This window comes from Streptomyces sp. NPDC059895, assembly GCF_042731035.1.
In the GTDB taxonomy this organism is placed as follows: Bacteria; Actinomycetota; Actinomycetes; order Streptomycetales; family Streptomycetaceae; genus Streptomyces.
Genome location: NZ_JBHWKO010000009.1, coordinates 13,945 through 29,984, shown reverse-complemented (window position 1 = coordinate 29,984; position 16,040 = coordinate 13,945). Strand labels below are relative to the sequence as shown.

Below are 16,040 nucleotides of genomic sequence, written 5' to 3'. Positions count from 1 at the left end.
GTTGGACGTGAAGCGCGGGCCGCTCCGAGGATGGGGGCATGACCGACAGCGCAGCTCAGATCGCCAAGGTCGCCCTGGTCGGCGACCACTCCCCCAACGTCGTCTCGCACACCCGTGTCCCGCTCCTGCTGGACGCCCTCGCCTCCCGGGACCGGCTGGTCCTGGACGCCTACTGGATCTCCTCGCCGGACGCCGAGGCCGCGGACGCCGTGCGCGGCTTCGACGCGGTGTGGGTGGTGCCGGGCAGCCCCTACCGGAGCGAAGCGGGCGTACTGGCCGCGATCCGCACCGCCCGCGAGGAGGGCATCCCCTTCCTCGGCACCTGCGGCGGCTTCCAGCACGCCCTGCTGGAGTTCGCCCGGAACGTCTGCGGGCTGCCGCACGTGGCGCACGCCGAGAACGACCCCGGCGCCGCGGACTTCCTCATCGAGCCCCTGGCCTGCTCCCTCGCGGGGCACGAGGACACCGTCCTGCTGGAGCCGGGCTCGCTCGCCCACTCCCTGTCGGGGGCGGACCGCTCGGTCGAGCGCTACTCCTGCCACTACGGGCCGTCCCGCCATCTCGACACCCTCAGCGCCCACGGCCTGCGGTTCTCCGGGCGCGACGCGACGGGCGCCGTACGGATGGCGGAGCTCCCCGGCCACCCCTTCTTCCTGACCTCCCTCTTCCAGCCGGAGCTGTACGGCGACGGCTCGCGCCCGCACCCGATGGTCCGGGGGCTGGCACGAGCCGCGGCCGAGCACGCCACACGCCGGTCGGCGGGTCAGCCCGTGTGAGGCGCAAGCCCGGGTGAGGCCTCAGACGGTGTGAGGCGCAAGCCCGGGTGAGGCCTCAGCCGGTGTGAGGCGTCAGCGAGGGTGAGGCGTCAGCCCACCGGCAGGACGGGGGCGGCCGGCGCCACGGGGGCGGCGAACACCGAGCGGACGCCGGACAGCGGCTGGACGCCGGGGGCGGGGGCGGCGGCGGGCGGCACGGGAAGGGCCGGCGGGCGGTCCGGCAGGAAGCCGTGGGCCCGGCGGGCCAGGTAGGCGGACTCGTAGCGGTCGACCTCGCGGTGCCAGTTCAGGATGCCGGACAGCCAGTTGCGCAGGTCGGCCACATAGCCGTCCATCGCCGCGCGGCCCTCGGCCGACAGGTCGAAGTCGTCGTAGAGGACGGGCAGTTCCTGTGCGACGACGTGCTCGAACTGCTGCATGCGCTGGGTCATCAGGTCGTGGACGACGCCGAGCGCGGCCGGGTAGTCGCAGCCGAAGAAGTTCTGCACGACGAGGATCGCGTTGTGGACCTCGCCCTCGTACTCGATCTCCTTCTGGTACGAGAAGACGTCGTTGATCAGGCAGCCGTAGTCGATGGCGGAGTTCTCCAGGGAGCGGACGGGGCCGCTGCGGTAGATGTCCGGCGGGACGGCGGGGCCGTGGCCCATGCGGCACAGGCTCAGGGTGAGGTCGGAGCCGAAGGTGGCGCGCCGCATCTCCAGGTAGTCGACCGGGTCGGGGACGCGGTGGTGGAGCTGGTTGGCCACCTCCCACACCCAGCTCTCGGTCATCGCGTCGACGGAGTCCTTCAGGGTGCGCCGCTGGTCCGGGGTCATGTCGGCCGTGGTGCGGGCCCAGAGGTCGATCAGGGAGCGCTCCATGGCGTTGGCGAGGACGACGGGCGGCTGCTCACCGTCGACGGTCATGCACGCGGAGAGCCGGGCCGTGGTCAGGCGGGCGGCGGCCAGGTCGCGGCGGTGGCCGAAGACGAGCGGGTAGTAGTCGTCGCCGTAGGTCCCGAACGCCAGCCACGCGGCGCTGAGGTCGAGGGCCTCGGGGGTGGCGTCGGGGTCGAGGCCGGCCGAGCACAGGGCGAGGTCGCAGGCGTCGAGCTTGTCCTCGTCCCAGACGCCCTCCGTCAGGATGCCCATGCGGTGGCTCCACTCGACGAGGCGGTGCCGGGCTCCGTCGAGATGGGGGCTCAGCCGCAACGGGAAGGGCATGTGGAAGTCGGGCAGCCGGGACGGGCCGACCTTCTGGTACGGCACGTGGGTGTGGGCGCGCAGGCGGTCGGCGGCGGCCGAGGCGAGCAGCGCGCCGACGTCGGAGGCGGAGGTGCCGGGCCCGCTCGGCGCCTGCCAGAGGGGTGTCGAGGTCGCGTTCTCGTTCATGTAGCGGCTGGAGCGCAGGTGCCACTCGTGGCCGCCGGACTGCCAGTCCTGGAGTCCCTTGGTGTAGGCGGCGATCGCGGCGGTCTCGTCGGGCCGCAGCCCCTTCTCCAGGGCCAGCGCGGGCACTTCGGTGAGGGCCGTGTGCTCGAACTGGTGGAGGCGGGAGGTGAGGATGTCGTTGACGGTGTCGGCGGCCTCCTGGGTGGTGCAGCCGAAGAACGTCTCCAGGACGAGCACGCCGTTGCTGTTCTCGCCCTCGTCCTCGACCTCGCGCTGGTAGGAGAAGAGGTCGTTGCGCAGGTGGACGGCGTCGGAGAAGGTCTCCATCAGCACCCGCAGCGGCCTGGTCCCCGCGACGGTGTCCGGGACTTCGGCGGTCGCGTACTCGACGAGGCCGGCCGACCAGGGGGCGCCGCCCACCTTGCGGCGCATCTCGATGTACTCGACGGGGTTGGCGATGCGCCCCTCGTCGATGTTGGAGAGCTCCCACATCGACTCGTTGAGCAGGTGTTCGGTGGCGACGGCGAACCGGCGGCGCCAGTCGGCGGACATCACCGGCACCGTACGCGCCCACAGGTCGGCCAGGCCCGCCTCGACCGGGTTCCGCGGCTCGGGCACCGCGGTCGACAGGTCCTGCGGCATGAACAGCGGCAGCCGGTCCAGGTGTGCCTTGCCCGCGGCACGGTCCGGGGTGCGCTTGAACATGTCGAGGAAGTGGTCGTCGAAGAAGAACACCCACACGTACCAGTCGGTGATCAGCGACAGGGCGGGGCCGTCGCAGTCGGGGTGGGTGTAGGCGCACAGCAGGCCGTAGTCGTGCGCCTCCAGGTCGGCCTGGTCCCAGATCCCCGATCCCTCCAGCATGCCCATCTCGCGCGCCCACGCCGTCGAGTGGGCGCGGGCCTCCTCGACATGCGGGTTCAGCCGCGCGGGATACGGCATGTAGAAGTGCGGGAGTTCGAACGGCTGAGTCATGGCCGGGCCCTACCCGCGGCCTCCCGTGGGCATCCCCGGGGCGGCACATGATCACACCATCGCGTGAACGTGCCGGGAAACGCGAGACGCGCGCCCCTGGTGGGCGTCCGGGGCGCGCCCCCGGCGGCCGTCCGGGTGCCGCCGCCGGTGACCGTGGGGCGGGCGCGGCCGCGGGAAGGTGTGCGGCGCGGGCGGTGTCACGTCCTGACCTGGATCAGCGCGTGGGTGCCGCCCGTCCGCCACCGCCCGCCCTCCGCGGCGTCCAGCGCGGCCTCGGTGTGCCTGGGCAGACCGGTGACCACGTCGGACTTCAGGGTGCGCAGGGCGGCGACCGGACCGGGGAAGTACGCGGTGACGTCCGCGAAGGGCGTCGTCGCGGGCCAGGGCCGGTCGCCCACGAGCCGGCGGTAGTTGAGGTCGCCCTTCGTGATCGTCAGGGTGGCGGCGGCGAACTCCGCGCGCAGGTCGTCCGGCATCCGGTCGTACGGCAGCGGGGCGGCGGCGAAGGGGTGGGCGCGGACCGTGAGGGGGCCGTCCGTCATCGCAGCCCACAGGCGCCGGCCGTAGGAGGCGGCCTCGCCCGGCGCGGCCGTCAGCCGGCGCAGCGCGTCGACGACGTCGGCCGTGGTGGCGTCGGAGACGTAGTAGGGGCAGGGCTTGACGTGCAGGACCACGCGCGCGACAGAACCGTGGGCGAGGAGGTGGGCGGCGAGGAGCAGGTCGGGGATCAGTTCGCGGCCCGCGTTGTCGGCGACCAGGCACAGGGTCCCGGTGGCGTTCCGGGACGGGGCCAGCAGCGGGCGGAGGGCCTCGCTGTCGTCGGCGACCAGTGCGGGCGCGGCGGCCCGTTCCCGCGCCCCGGCGTCGGAGAGCCGGAAGCCGAGGTCGGCGCGGTTGCCCCACAGCGAGCCGTGCAGCAGTGCCCGGCCCCGTTCCTCGACGGGGCGGGCGGCGAGACCGTCGAGCGCGGCGAGCTCCTCGTCCGTCTCGGACGCGTCGAGTTCGGCGAGCTTGGCCGGGCGGAACGGGTCGACGCCCTGCCAGGGGCCGGGGCCGAAGTATCCGACGGCGTGCAGGAGCCGCCGGTAGAAGTAGCTCTCCGACCACAGCCACGGCACCTCGAACCAGGAGCGTCCCGCGTACGTGTCGAGCCCCCAGGCCCGCCACCGGTCCCGGTCGTGGGCGTCGGCGGGGAGCGGTTCGATCACGCCCCCGGCGCAGCTCGCCAGCAGCGCGTCCAGGGCGCGGTGGACGTCGGGTCCGTACGGGAGGGCGTCGCGTACCTGCCGGATGATCGCGGGGTGCCGTTCGGCCAGGACACCGTGGGGGAAGGAGCCGGGCTCGTCCCCGGTGAGCACGGGCGGGGCGGGGGTGTCGGGCATACGGCTCACCGTATCCGCCCGGCGGGCCGCGCCTGCGGGGGCGTACGGCGTCGACGGCGCGCGCGCCCCGGTCGGCGCCACCGGGGAAGCCGTGCGCCCCCGCCGTCAGGTCCCACTCCCCTCCGCCGCCGGGCGCCACCGCCCCGGGCCCCGCTCACACCACCGCCATGACCTCCCGCTCCAGCCGGACCGCGAGGGTCAGGTAGCGGGGGCGGCGCGGTACCGGGACGAGTCCGCGGATCAGGACGTGCCACATCTCGGCCATACGGCGCGGGAGGCGTGCGTTCGGTTCGCGGGAGCGGCCCACCACGCGGGTGCCGACGAAGAAGCAGACCAGGGAGTGCGCGACCGCGTCCACGTCGACGTCCGGATGGATGTCGGCCTCCCTGACCGCGCCCGCCAGCCGCCGGTTGACCAGGTCCTGCCACTCGGCGAAGGGGTGCGGCACGGGCGGCCGGACCAGCGGGCCTCCGGTGGCGAGCCGCAGGCCGGCGCGGGCCACGGGACCCTCCACCGACAGCCGGGCGAGGGCGAAGGTGAGGCGCATCAGGGCTTCGAGGGAGGGATAGCCCCGGCCGTCGATCTCACCGGCCACCCGGCGGGAGGCCTGGGACTGCAACTCCATGATGGCGTGGGCGAGGTCCTCCTTGGCCGCGAAGTGGAAGTAGAGGGCTCCTTTGGTGACTTGGGCGTGCTCGACGATGTCACTCAGGCTGGTCGACTCGTAGCCCTGCTGGTCGAACAGGTCGGCCGCTGCCGTGATGATCGTCGCGCGGGTCTGTTCGGCACGTAGCTGCCTCGCCATCGACTGGATTCTCCCGGGCCGGTAAAGAACGGGTCATGCCGTTTGTTTCTTGCCCCTGGGACACAATAGCTCACCCTCACGCGGTCCCGACGAGGCATTCGAAGACAGCCGACTCGCCCTGGACGCCGAGGACTTGCACGTCCGCGCCCCGCGCTCCCATCGCTTCGATCCATACCGGTTCGTCCAGTTCCGCGTACCGGTGGAAGTGCGCGTGGTAGGCGACCGGCGCCCGCGCGGGGCCCGTTCTCAGCCGGGCGGCCTGGCGGGCGCCCTCCAGCAGCAGCATTCCGGGGACGTGATCGAGGGGGTGATCGAAGAAAACGGGGTGTGCGGTATCTACTCTCAGCTGCCAGCGGTCGGGCCGGCCGGTGGCGGCCAGGACGACGTCCGAGGGCAGGGCGCGCCCGACGACGGCGGCGGTCAGGCCCGCCGGCACGGGTACGGCGGTCACGGTGTCCGGGGTGCGGCCGCCGCGGAGCCTGCGGTAGACCGGCCCGCCGACGCAGATGAAGGCGACGTCGGCGGTGGCGACGCGCTCGCCCTCGCGCAGGACGTGCGCGGTGTAGCGGACGGAGGAGGGGCGGCGTCCGCGGTACTGGACGTCGGTGAAGACGACGTCGACCTGGGGCTCCGCGGGCAGCGCGCCCACCGCCAACTGCGCGGCGACCGTGCCGACTTCGAACTCCTGGAGCACGAACTGGTGGTCCAGGGGCACGCCGTACTCGGCGTGGGTGATCAGCGTGCCGCTCTGCCGGATCGTCTCGACGACGAGGAGCGGGTCGTACGCGGACCAGTCGGACGACACGTGCAGTCCGTGCGCCCGGGGCCACTGGGCGGTGACCGAGAAGCGGTCGGCCCCGGTGCGCCGCCAGCCGGTGAGGAGCGTCTCGGCGACGGCGGCGCGGTGGACGAGTTGGCGTGGCACGGTTGCCGTCAGGGCGGGGACGTCGGCAAGCTGCCGCGGTCGAGTCATGTCTCTCCCTACGGTCCCCCGAAGGCCACGGCAGACGGCGAACCGCCCGCTCCGGTGAGCGTTAGAGTACGAGGCGACCGGTTTGTTTTCAATGAGATCAGTCGACGGCATCCTATGATCGGGCTGAAACCGCGCGTGATCGCGGGAAGGTGCCGTCTCGGCGCCGTGAAGGGGCTCTTATGGCGAAACAGGAGCGCGCGATCAGGACGCGCAGGGCGATCCTGGAAGCGGCCGGCGCGGTCTTCGACGAGCACGGCTACACGTCCACCACGATCGCGATGGTCCTGGAGCGCGCCGAAGTCACCAAGGGCGCCCTGTACTTCCACTTCCCGTCGAAGGAGTCCCTCGCCCAGGCGGTGCTCGCCGAGCAGATCCCCTTCGGCGCGGTCCCGCCGCAGCCCTGCAAGTTGCAGGAGATCGTCGACATGACGTTCGTGGTGGGTCAACGGCTGCTGAGCAACGCCCTGTTGCGGGGCAGCGTACGGCTGGCGGTGGACCAGGAGACGCCGTCCGGCGTCGACCACGGCGAGCCGTTCCGGCAGTGGGCCGAGCGGTTGACCGAGCTGCTGGAACTGGCCCGGGAACGCGGCGAGCTGCTGCCGACGGTGAAGCCGCGGGAGACGGTGGAGCTGCTGGTGGGCACCTTCACCGGGATCCAGTTGATGTCCCGGGCCCTGACCGACCGCGCCGACCTCGCCGGACGGCTGTCGGTCATGTGGGCGCACATCCTGCCGAGCGTCGCGGTGCCCGGCCTGCTCCCCGGTCTCGACGCCCGGGCCGACCGGGGGGAACGTGTGCTGGCCTCGCTGGAGCGGGCGGCTTCCTGAGGCCTGCCTCTCGGATCACGCGGCCGCCGGCCTGGTCCGATCCGCCGGCGCGCCCGTTCGCCGAGGTCGGGGACCCGGCGCTGGCGGACGGCGCCTACCGCGTCACGGCGACGCCGCCCGCCGCCCGGACGGGACGTCAGGTGCTGTACACGGTCCGGCAGAACAGCGGCACCCCGGACACCTACTCCTCGTGCTCCTTCGTGGCGGCGTCCGCCTCCGCTGCCGTACCCGCAGGTGCCCCGGTGGCGGAGGCCACCGGGGCGGGTGCGGGTGCGGGTGCGGGTCCGTCCGCGCCGCCGCCGGCGGGCGGGGCCGCCGCGGAGCCGCTGCTCACCGGCGGCGCCGCCCTGGTGCCGCGCCTGCGGCGGCGCGGAGTCCGGCCGGGCGGCGCCCGGCCCGTTCGCCGGGCGCCGGGTCCGGCCGGACGGTGCTCAGTTGACGGTGACGGCCAGGCCGCCGGTGGTCACCGGGGCGTACTTGGCGGTGAAGTAGGCGTTGGAGAAGCAGAGCGTCGAGCCGGACAGCTTGGTGAACGGCTGGTTGCCGAAGGCGATGCTGTTGTCGGTGTTGCTCGCCGTGCCGGCCAGGCTGGGTCCCTCGTAGACGCAGGAGACGCTGCCCAGCAGGGTGCTCAGGACGACGGTCGTGCGGATGTTGGAGCCGGAGGGCGGGGACACGGCGAGGGCTCCGCCGGAGGACACGGCCGCGGTGTACGGCAGGTTGTTGACCGTGATGCTGGTGACGCCGAGCACGCCGACGACGTTCGAGGTGCAGCCGCTGAAGGTCTGCGCGGTGAGGGACTCGGTGGCGGTGCCGGGCGCGGTGGGGTTGGCGGTGACGGTGGCGGAGAAGCTGGACGAGGTGCACGAGACACCGCTGGTGCCGGTGGCGCTGGAGTAGAAGGTGGCCTTGGTGCCGCTGGCCAGGGACGCGCTGAGGACGCTGCCGACGGCGACGTCGCCGGCCGTGGTGGTGAGCACCGCGCCGGCCGCGGAGGCGGGGGTGACCGCCGTCAGGGAGAGGGCGGTGACGGTACCGGCGAGGGCGAGGAGTGAGCGGATGCGCATGCGGGTGCCTCTCTTCTTGTGTGGGGTTGCGTGCGAGAGATGCGATGGCGATGAGGGCGCACTGGTGGGGGGTTGACGGCGCACTGGTGAGGGTGGTGGTCCCGGGGCGCGTCCCGCGTCCGCCGGTGCCGGCCCGTGACGCCTTCTCCGTACGTGACGGACCGACAGCGGAAAGGGCGTCGGACGCGGCCGGCAGGGGGGAAGCGGCCGTGACGGCGCCTTGGAGAGATCGGACTCGGGGCGCGTGCGGCCCGTGCTGGATGCCCGGGCGGATGTACCCGTACTGGCGGGCGGCCCGGCCGCCGGCGAACGACGGCCGGGCCTTGGGTCCGGGAGCGCGGACGGTGTCGCCGCGCGGCGGATCCGGCGCCACGGATCCGGGCTTGAGCCACGAGAGTTGTAAACCTGATGTTTCGTCAGAGTCAAGCAGTTGAACCGAAGTCGACAGGCCGACAGATATATGCGACCGGCCCGTGGGCGAGTCGTCCCGCAGGTGACACACGAGGGACACCGTTTTTCCACATCTCCCTTGACCCCTTGGTGTAACCATCGGTAACTTCCGAATTGGCTACTGCCGCGTAACGTGAAAGCCCGCGTGGCTTCCGGGAGTTGCGAGGAGACGTGCGCGGCAGCCGCTGTCCGCGCCAGGACAACGTGCCACTGATGCCCGACACGCATGACTTTTGCCACTGGGAGCAGACATGGCCTCGTCCCCGGACGTCACGTCGTCCGACGACAACACCCCCGAGAACCCGGAGCGCGGTTCCGCAGACAGACACGGCCGGGTCCGGCTGCGCCGGGCCGCCGTGATGGCGGTGCCGGCGACCCTCGTCGCCGCGGCGCTCGCGGTCCTCACCGCCCAGGGAGCGCTGGGCGTGCAGTTCGCCATCTCCGGCATGCCGTTCGTGGTCACCGCCGACAAGCTCGAAGGCGACGGCTTCGCGCAGTTCGGCTCGCTGGACCACATGATCGAGGACAGCCCCAACCAGGGCGACACCGGCGGTCAGGTCCTCGTCGTCACCTCGGTGGTGAAGAACGGCAAGCTGACCAACCTCTGCCAGAGCGTCGACCTCGGCGGCATCCAGCTCGTGCTCACCGCCGGCGACAAGGACACCAAGGTCAGCGTGGAGAACCTGGCCATCGACTCCGACGACATCACCGGCAACGCCTCGTTCGACAACATCGAGATCGGCCGCGACGCCAGTACCTTCGACAAGGTCGACACCCGCGGCAACCCGGGCGTCTACGGCCAGCAGGCGGAGAAGGTCGTCATCACCGACCTCTACCAGCACAACTACGCCGCCACCGCGGCCGTCTTCAAACTGCCCGACCTGCACATGAGGTTCGGGAGCAAGGGTTGCCCGCAGTGACCCGCTTCCGGCGGTGGAGGGGGCAGCGGCCCTTCGCCGGCGGGCTGCTGCTCGTCCTGGGCGGCGCGGAGATCCTGGTGACCATGAAGGCTCCGCTCCCGGTCATCCTGCACATCGGGATGCAGGGCCTGGCGGGATACCTCCTGCCGACCCTGATGCTGCTGGTCGGGCTGCTGATCCTGTTCAATCCGTCGCAGCGCCTCTTCTACTCGATCATCGGCGTCCTGCTCTCCCTGGGCACCTGGCTCACCTCGAACCTCGGGGGCTTCCTCGTGGGCCTGCTCCTCGGGGTCGTGGGCAGCTGTCTGACCTTCGGCTGGCTCCCCGACCAGGGGCCGCGCCGGAGCCGTCGGCGGCGCCGCAAGGAGGCACGGGCCGCCACCAAGGCCCGGACCGGCACGGAGACGATGCCGCTGCCGGGGGCGGGCGAACCCGCCTGAGCGCGCTCCTGCCGGGGCCGGGTGCCGAGGCCGTACGATCCGCCGCCCGGCGGTCGTCCCGCCCGGCCCCGGCACCCGCCGCCCGGAGCCGGCACGCGCCGCCCGGCACCCGCTGCCCGGAGGTCGCACCGCCCGGAGCCGGCAACCGGCGCCCGCGCGGCCACCCCGCCACCCCGTCACCTGGCCATCCCGCCATCCGGCCATCCGGCCACCCGGCCATCCCGCCATCCCGCCATCCGGCCACCCGGCCACCCGGCCACCCGGCCACCCGGCGCTGACGCCCCCTCACCTCACTGTCCGCGCAAGCCTTTTCGCTCGTGGCGTCCTCCCACATCACAATGCGGCACCGGCACCTCACGCCAAGTGGTTGTTCACTTGACTACCGGCGGTCACACGCGGTTGGCTCCGAGCCAGCGAAAGCCTCTCCCCGGTGCACCCCCTCGCTCCGGCGGCGACTCGCGCCCGTCCCCTGCTCCGCCGTGCACACCGAGGTGCAGTCCCCCGTGAACACTCCCCTCCCCGCCCGCCGCTCCTCGGTTTCCCGGAGACCCGCGCGGCTCGCCGCCCTGGCCGCGGCCTGCTGTCTGCTCCTGGCCGGCTGCTCCGACGCGTCGTCCGGGGCGCAGGCGGCGGACCGGACCGGCGACCGGATCAGGATCGCCCTGGTCACCCACGGCGGGAAGGGTGACGCCTTCTGGGAACTGGTGCGCAAGGGCGCCGAGGCGGCGGCGGCCAAGGACGGCGTCGAGCTGACCTACGCGAGCGACGCCGACGCCGCCGGACAGGCCGAGCTGGTGCGGGACGCGGTCCGGGACGAGGTCGACGGCATCGCGCTGACCCTCGCCAAGCCGCAGGCGATGAAGGGCCCCGTGGCCGAGGCCGAGGCGGCGGGCATACCCGTGGTCGGCCTGAACTCCGGGATCGGCGCCTGGCGTTCGACGGGGCTGCTGGAGTACTTCGGCCAGGACGAGAGCGTCGCCGGCCGCGCCGTCGGCGACAAGCTCGACGCCCTCGGCGCGCGGCACGCCCTGTGCGTCATCCACGAGCGGGGCAACATCGCCCTGGAGGCGCGCTGCGCCGGCGTGAAGAAGTCGTTCGCCGGCACGACCGAGATGCTCTACGTCGACGGCACCGACATGACCGCGATGACCACCGCCGTGACGGCACGCCTGCGCCAGGAGCCCGGCATCGACGAGGTCGTCACCAACGGCGCCCAGTTCGCGCTCGCCGCGGTGCGGGCGGCCGGCACGGCGGACAGCGGGGCCGAGGTCGCCACCTTCGACCTCGACGAGGACCTGGTCGACGCCGTACGCGACGGCAGCGTGCAGTTCGCGGTGGACCAGCAGCCGTACCTCCAGGGATACCTCGCCGTGGACGCGCTCTGGCTGTACCGGACCAACGGCAACGTCAGCGGCGGCGGTGTCGCGCCCGTGCTGACTGGCCCGGCCTTCGTCACGAAGACCAACGTCGCCGAGGTCGCGCGCTTCGCCACCGCCGGAACCCGCTGACAGCGGGCGTCCGCCCCGACCCCGGCTCCCCCTCTCGCCGCTCACCCCTGCCCGCTCATCGCCCAAGGACGACCATGCCTCCACGGACAGGTGCCCGGCGCCGCCGCCGTCTCGGCTCCATACGTCTCTCCCTGATCCTCCTGGCGCTGGTGCCCGGCGTCACCCTCACCGCCATGTGGGGCGTGACGACGATCCAGATGTTCTCGGAAGGGCTGCGGCTGCGCGCGCAGACCGAACTGAGCCGGTCGACCGGCGCCATGGGCACCGAGGCGACGCTCGCGCTCCAGCGGGAGCGCAGCCTGTCGGCCGTGTGGCTGGCCGACCCCGACGGTTCCCGGGCCCCGCTGGAGGCGCAGCGCAGGAGGACGGACGCGGCGGTCGCCCAGCTGGTGACCCAGGCGGACGACATCCAGCAGGCACCCGCCCGTGTGCGGGACCGGATGTACTCGGTCGTCGCGTCCGTGGGCAGCCTGGAGTACTACCGCGGCCAGGTGGACGATCCCGTCGACATCACCGCCGCGCAGGCACTGGACCAGTACACGTCGATCATCGACGACCAGATCCACGCCTTCCAGGAGCTCTCCCAGGTCGACGACGGCGACCTCACCTCGCGGGCCGGACCGCTGGTCGCCCTGGAGCACGCGGCCGAACTGGTCTCCGAGGAGGATCTGTACCTCACCCTGGCCGGGCCTGAGCGGCGGATGGACGAGGAGCAGTGGGCCGCGTTCGCCGAGACGGTGCACGCGCGCCGCTGGATCGTGCGGGACCAGATCGTCCCCCTGCTCACCGGCGACGCGAAGACCCGGACCGAGAGGATCCTGCGGAGCAAGGAGTGGCGGACCCTCGAGGCCGTCGAGGACGAGGTGCTCGCGGCGCGCGCGAACCGGCGCGGGAACGGCGACATCGCCCTGCCGGACGTGCGCAAGGAGTGGCGCGCCGCACTCACCGAGGTGTCCGACCAGTACGCGGAGCTGATCCGGCAGCAGACCACGGCGCTGCTGCGGGCCAGCGCGGACGAGGCACGCGCGCTGCTGGTCACGGCCGCGTCCCTGAGCGCCGGCGGGCTCGTCGCGCTGCTGCTGTGCGTCGGCATGTCCTGGCGGATCACCCGCTCGCTGCTGCGGCGGCTGCGCGGCCTGCGCCGGGCCACGCTGAGCCTGGCGCACGACCGGCTCCCGGACGTGGTGGCCCGGCTGGACCGGGGGGAGACTGTCGACGTGGACTCGGCGACCCCTCCGCTGGACTACGGCGGCGACGAACTCGGGCAGGTGGCGGCGGCGTTCAACACGGCGCAGCGCACCGCCGTGCACACGGCGGTCGAACTCGCCGACACCCGGCGCGGTTTCCAGAAGGTCATCCTGGGCATCGCCCGGCAGAGCCAGAACCTGGTCAACCTCCAGCTCAGCAAGCTCGACGCGCTCGAACGCCGGCACCAGGACCCGGAGGTCCTCAACGGGCTGTACGAACTCGACTCCACGGCCAGCCAGTTGCGACGCTACGAGGAGAACCTCGTGATCATCAGCGGTGGCCGGCCCGGACGCAGCTGGTCGGAGCCGGTGGCGCTCATCGACATCCTGCGCAGCGCCGTCGGCGAGGTCGCCGAGTACCGGCGGGTGGAGGTGCGGACCGAGGAGGAGGTGTCCGTCGCCCCGCCCGCCGTTGCGGACCTGATCCATCTCCTGGCCGAACTCATCGACAACGCGACCTCCTACTCGGCCGCTCCGAGCCCGGTCGTGGTGCGTGCCGCGCTGGTGGCCAGGGGCCTGGCGATCGAGGTGGAGGACCGCGGTCTGGGCCTGTCCGAGGAGGACTACGCCTCGTTCAACGCGCAGTTGGCGGTGTCCCCGCAGTTCGACGTGATGGCGCTCGCCGACGATCTGCGGCTGGGCATGTTCGTCATCGCCCGGCTGGCCACCCGGCACGGCATCGCGGTGACCCTGCGCGACTCCCCGTACGGCGGGACCACCGCGATCGTGCTGGTCCCGCACGACATCGTGGTCCCCGGGTGCCCCGACTCCGAGCCGCTGGAGACCGGTGCCTCCCGCGCGGCGGCGGACACGGCTCCGGACGCGTCGGCCAGGGAGCACGGCCCGGCGGACCAGGCGGGCGGCCCGGCGGACCAGACGGCAGGCCCGGCGGACCAGACGGTCGGCCCGGCGGACCGTGCCCGCGCCACCACGCCGGGTCCGTCGGACGGTGCGCCGGGTCCGTCGGACGGTACGCCGCGTCCGTCGGACGGTACGCCGGGTCCGTCGGACGGTACGTCCGTCGCGCGCCGCGCCTCCCCGGCCGGCGCGGGGGCGCGGGCGCGGGGGGCGGCGACGGACCCGGCCGGGGCGGCGCCCGACCGCCCCGGCGGCCTCGCCCCGCTGCCCCGCCGGGTGCCGCAGACCAGCCTCGCCGACGAGTTGCGCGAGGCTCCCGGGCCCGTCGAGGCGGACGGCTGCCCCGACGACGACTTCAGCGCGGAGCGCGCCGCCTCCTCCCTCGCCGGGTTCCAGCGCGGCACGCTGCGGGCGCGCGACGACTCCGGCATGCCGCTGTCCGGCCCTGGGGAGACGCACCCCGGGGAGACGGCCGCCGTGCCCGACCCGGGCCCGCCGGTCACCGCCGCGGACCCCTCCCAGACCCCGACACCGCCCGCCGACCGCTGATGAAGGACACCGCGATGACACACCCCGCCCCCGCCACGAACACCCAGCTCGACCAGTTGCTCACCAATCTGGTGGACCGGGTCGCCGACGTGCACCAGGCCGTCGTGCTCTCCGAGGACGGGCTGGTGGTCAGCAAGTCCACCGGGTTCCCCCGCGAGGACGCCGAACGGCTGGCGGCGACCGCGTCCGGCCTGATGAGCCTCAGCAAGGGCGTCAGCATGGACTTCCGCGGCGGTCCGGTGCGCCAGGCGCTCATCGAGATGGCCCACACCTACCTGATCCTCACATCGGCCGGGCCGGGCGCCCATCTCGTCGTGCTCACCGGCTCCAAGGCGGACGTCGGTGTGGTGGCGTACCAGATGAACATGCTGGTGAAGAAGATCGGTGAGCACCTCAGCGCGGCGCCGCGGACCGGGATCGGCCCGGCCGTGCGCACCAACGGCGGGTGAGGTGAGCGAAGACGACGCAACGGGCCGGCTCGTCCGGCCCTTCACACTCACCGGGGGGCGGACCCGGCCCAGCCGCGCCGACTTCACCCTCATCACGACGGTGACCGCGGTCGACCCGCCGCCCGAGCGGGCCGTGCGGCCGCAGCCGGAACACACCCGGATCCTGCGGCTGTGCGCCCGGCCGATGGCCGTGGCGGAGCTCGCGGCCCGGCTGGACCTGCCGGTGAGCGTGGTCGTCATCATGCTCTGCGACCTGCTGGAGGCGGGCCTGATCACGGCCCGCCCGCCGCGTCCCCTCGGCGCCACCCCGGACCTGGAGCTGCTGCAGAAAGTGAGGGACGGCCTTGGCCGCAGCTGATGCCACCGCCGGGACGGCCGGGACGCACGACCCGGTCGCCGCGCCCGACACGGTGAAGATCCTCGTCGCCGGCGGGTTCGGCGTCGGCAAGACCACCCTGGTCGGGTCGGTCAGTGAGATCGCGCCGCTGCGCACGGAGGAGCCGCTGACCGTCGCCGGGCTGGACGTCGACGACCTGAAGGGCATCGAGGAGAAGCGGACCACCACGGTGGCCCTCGACTTCGGGCGGATCACCATCGGCGGTGACCTGGTGCTGTACCTCTTCGGCACCCCGGGCCAGCAGCGGTTCTGGTTCATGTGGAACGACCTGGCCGTCGGCGCCCTGGGGGCGGTGGTCCTGATCGACGTGCGCAGGCCGGAGTCCGGCTTCTCCGCGATCGACTTCTTCGAACGCCGCGGCATCCCCTTCGTCGTCGGGGTCAACGGCTTCCACGGCCTGCACCCCTACCCCGCGCGGGAGATCCGGGAGTCGCTGGCGCTGCCCGCGGACGTTCCCGTGCTGCTGTGCGACGCGCGGGAGCGCGAATCGTGCCGGGACGTGCTGATCGCGCTGGTCGACCGGGTGATCGAGCGGGTGATCGCGGGCGTCGCGCCCCGGCCGGGTCCGGCGGACTGACCGCCGTCAGCGGGCTCCCGCGGCACGCAGCACGGCGACCGTCTCCGGATGAGGTTCCCGGGTCGCCCACTCCAGTGGGGTCATCCCCGTGCCGTGATCCTCGCGCAGGTTCGGATCGGCGCCGTGGGCGAGGAGGGTGCGGACGGTGTCGGTGTGGCCCCAGGCGGCGGCCGCGCACAGGGGCGTTCCCTCCGAACCGGGGCCGGCGCTCTCGGCGTCGGGCGGCGCACCGGCGGCGAGCAGCCGTGCCGCGATCCCGGCGAATCCCTCGACCGAGGCCAGGTACAGGGGTGTCGTACCGTCGGCGTCCCCCGCCGCCGGGTCGGCCCCGGCCCGCAGCAGCGCGTCTACCTCGGCGGCCTCGCCGTGCAGGGCCGCCGTCACGAGCCGCAGCGTCAGTTTCTTCTGCCTGCGTCTGTTCACGCTTTCCTCCGTCTGCGTCGGTTCACGGTTTCCTCCGTCTGCGTCGG

15 protein-coding genes are annotated in these 16,040 nt (G+C 73.1%); 9 read left to right on the top strand and 6 right to left on the bottom strand.

Going from position 1 to position 16,040, the window contains the following annotated elements:
• Positions 1–38: 38 nt before the first annotated feature.
• Positions 39–776 carry a hypothetical protein gene (locus tag ACFV9M_RS13250; protein WP_385066525.1) on the top strand — a complete coding sequence of 246 codons (738 nt, stop codon included), beginning with the start codon at positions 39–41 and terminating at the stop codon, positions 774–776.
• Positions 777–865: 89 nt separating this feature from the next.
• On the opposite strand, the gene cyc2 is transcribed toward ACFV9M_RS13250, so the two are convergent.
• The 4 genes from cyc2 to ACFV9M_RS13230 all read right to left on the bottom strand — a co-directional run bounded on the left by cyc2 (position 866) and on the right by ACFV9M_RS13230 (position 6,281).
• The gene (gene cyc2 / locus ACFV9M_RS13245; RefSeq protein ID WP_385066528.1) at positions 866–3,121 is read right to left on the bottom strand and encodes a germacradienol/geosmin synthase Cyc2; all 2,256 of its coding nucleotides are present in this window, start codon (positions 3,119–3,121) and stop codon (positions 866–868) included.
• 197 nt (positions 3,122–3,318) lie between these two features.
• Complete coding sequence (locus tag ACFV9M_RS13240) at positions 3,319–4,503, bottom strand: damage-control phosphatase ARMT1 family protein (protein WP_385066531.1); 1,185 nt, start codon at positions 4,501–4,503, stop codon at positions 3,319–3,321.
• Positions 4,504–4,657: 154 nt separating this feature from the next.
• On the bottom strand, positions 4,658–5,308 hold the full coding sequence (locus ACFV9M_RS13235; protein WP_385066534.1) for a ScbR family autoregulator-binding transcription factor: 651 nt from the start codon (positions 5,306–5,308) through the stop codon (positions 4,658–4,660).
• 76 nt (positions 5,309–5,384) lie between these two features.
• Positions 5,385–6,281 carry a ScbA/BarX family gamma-butyrolactone biosynthesis protein gene (locus ACFV9M_RS13230; RefSeq protein ID WP_385066537.1) on the bottom strand — a complete coding sequence of 299 codons (897 nt, stop codon included), beginning with the start codon at positions 6,279–6,281 and terminating at the stop codon, positions 5,385–5,387.
• 179 nt (positions 6,282–6,460) lie between these two features.
• Between ACFV9M_RS13230 and ACFV9M_RS13225 the strand changes: the two genes are divergently transcribed.
• Positions 6,461–7,108: a ScbR family autoregulator-binding transcription factor gene (locus ACFV9M_RS13225; RefSeq protein WP_385066539.1), complete on the top strand. Its 648-nt coding sequence runs from the start codon at positions 6,461–6,463 to the stop codon at positions 7,106–7,108.
• A 431-nt stretch (positions 7,109–7,539) separates the two neighbouring features.
• Here ACFV9M_RS13225 and ACFV9M_RS13220 read toward each other — a convergent pair whose 3' ends face one another.
• On the bottom strand, positions 7,540–8,175 hold the full coding sequence (locus ACFV9M_RS13220; RefSeq protein WP_385066541.1) for a Tat pathway signal sequence domain protein: 636 nt from the start codon (positions 8,173–8,175) through the stop codon (positions 7,540–7,542).
• Positions 8,176–8,876: 701 nt separating this feature from the next.
• Between ACFV9M_RS13220 and ACFV9M_RS13215 the strand changes: the two genes are divergently transcribed.
• The 7 genes from ACFV9M_RS13215 (at position 8,877) to ACFV9M_RS13185 (ending at position 15,570) form a co-directional block, all read left to right on the top strand.
• Positions 8,877–9,545: a DUF6230 family protein gene (locus tag ACFV9M_RS13215; protein ID WP_385066543.1), complete on the top strand. Its 669-nt coding sequence runs from the start codon at positions 8,877–8,879 to the stop codon at positions 9,543–9,545.
• Entirely contained in the window at positions 9,542–9,985 is a 444-nt protein-coding gene (locus tag ACFV9M_RS13210) for a DUF6114 domain-containing protein (RefSeq protein WP_385066563.1), read from the top strand. Before ACFV9M_RS13215 ends, ACFV9M_RS13210 begins: the two co-directional genes overlap by 4 nt.
• 503 nt (positions 9,986–10,488) lie before the next feature.
• The gene (locus ACFV9M_RS13205; protein WP_385066545.1) at positions 10,489–11,493 is read left to right on the top strand and encodes a substrate-binding domain-containing protein; all 1,005 of its coding nucleotides are present in this window, start codon (positions 10,489–10,491) and stop codon (positions 11,491–11,493) included.
• A 74-nt stretch (positions 11,494–11,567) separates the two neighbouring features.
• Positions 11,568–14,147: a nitrate- and nitrite sensing domain-containing protein gene (locus tag ACFV9M_RS13200; protein WP_385102421.1), complete on the top strand. Its 2,580-nt coding sequence runs from the start codon at positions 11,568–11,570 to the stop codon at positions 14,145–14,147.
• A gap of 14 nt (positions 14,148–14,161) precedes the next feature.
• A complete protein-coding gene (locus ACFV9M_RS13195; RefSeq protein WP_385073728.1) occupies positions 14,162–14,596 on the top strand; it encodes a roadblock/LC7 domain-containing protein in 435 nt (144 codons plus the stop codon).
• A gap of 1 nt (position 14,597) precedes the next feature.
• Positions 14,598–14,954: a DUF742 domain-containing protein gene (locus ACFV9M_RS13190; RefSeq protein WP_385073731.1), complete on the top strand. Its 357-nt coding sequence runs from the start codon at positions 14,598–14,600 to the stop codon at positions 14,952–14,954.
• On the top strand, positions 14,941–15,570 hold the full coding sequence (locus tag ACFV9M_RS13185; protein WP_385073733.1) for an ATP/GTP-binding protein: 630 nt from the start codon (positions 14,941–14,943) through the stop codon (positions 15,568–15,570). The genes ACFV9M_RS13190 and ACFV9M_RS13185 overlap by 14 nt, the downstream gene beginning before the upstream one ends.
• Positions 15,571–15,576: 6 nt before the next feature.
• Here the strand turns inward: ACFV9M_RS13185 and ACFV9M_RS13180 are convergent, their stop codons facing one another.
• Positions 15,577–15,993 (bottom strand): ankyrin repeat domain-containing protein, encoded by a 417-nt coding sequence (locus tag ACFV9M_RS13180; RefSeq protein ID WP_385073735.1) that lies wholly within the window; start codon positions 15,991–15,993, stop codon positions 15,577–15,579.
• Positions 15,994–16,040: the final 47 nt, after the last annotated feature.

What these genes read in the sequence shown, in the direction of transcription:
- ACFV9M_RS13240 (WP_385066531.1), bottom strand. Translation starts at nt 4,503, where the DNA reads ATGCCCGACACCCCCGCCCCGCCCGTGCTCACCGGGGACGAGCCCGGC.
- cyc2 (WP_385066528.1), bottom strand. Translation starts at nt 3,121, where the DNA reads ATGACTCAGCCGTTCGAACTCCCGCACTTCTACATGCCGTATCCCGCG.
- ACFV9M_RS13195 (WP_385073728.1), top strand. Translation starts at nt 14,162, where the DNA reads ATGACACACCCCGCCCCCGCCACGAACACCCAGCTCGACCAGTTGCTC.
- ACFV9M_RS13250 (WP_385066525.1), top strand. Translation starts at nt 39, where the DNA reads ATGACCGACAGCGCAGCTCAGATCGCCAAGGTCGCCCTGGTCGGCGAC.
- ACFV9M_RS13230 (WP_385066537.1), bottom strand. Translation starts at nt 6,281, where the DNA reads ATGACTCGACCGCGGCAGCTTGCCGACGTCCCCGCCCTGACGGCAACC.
- ACFV9M_RS13215 (WP_385066543.1), top strand. Translation starts at nt 8,877, where the DNA reads ATGGCCTCGTCCCCGGACGTCACGTCGTCCGACGACAACACCCCCGAG.
- ACFV9M_RS13220 (WP_385066541.1), bottom strand. Translation starts at nt 8,175, where the DNA reads ATGCGCATCCGCTCACTCCTCGCCCTCGCCGGTACCGTCACCGCCCTC.
- ACFV9M_RS13200 (WP_385102421.1), top strand. Translation starts at nt 11,568, where the DNA reads ATGCCTCCACGGACAGGTGCCCGGCGCCGCCGCCGTCTCGGCTCCATA.
- ACFV9M_RS13225 (WP_385066539.1), top strand. Translation starts at nt 6,461, where the DNA reads ATGGCGAAACAGGAGCGCGCGATCAGGACGCGCAGGGCGATCCTGGAA.
- ACFV9M_RS13235 (WP_385066534.1), bottom strand. Translation starts at nt 5,308, where the DNA reads ATGGCGAGGCAGCTACGTGCCGAACAGACCCGCGCGACGATCATCACG.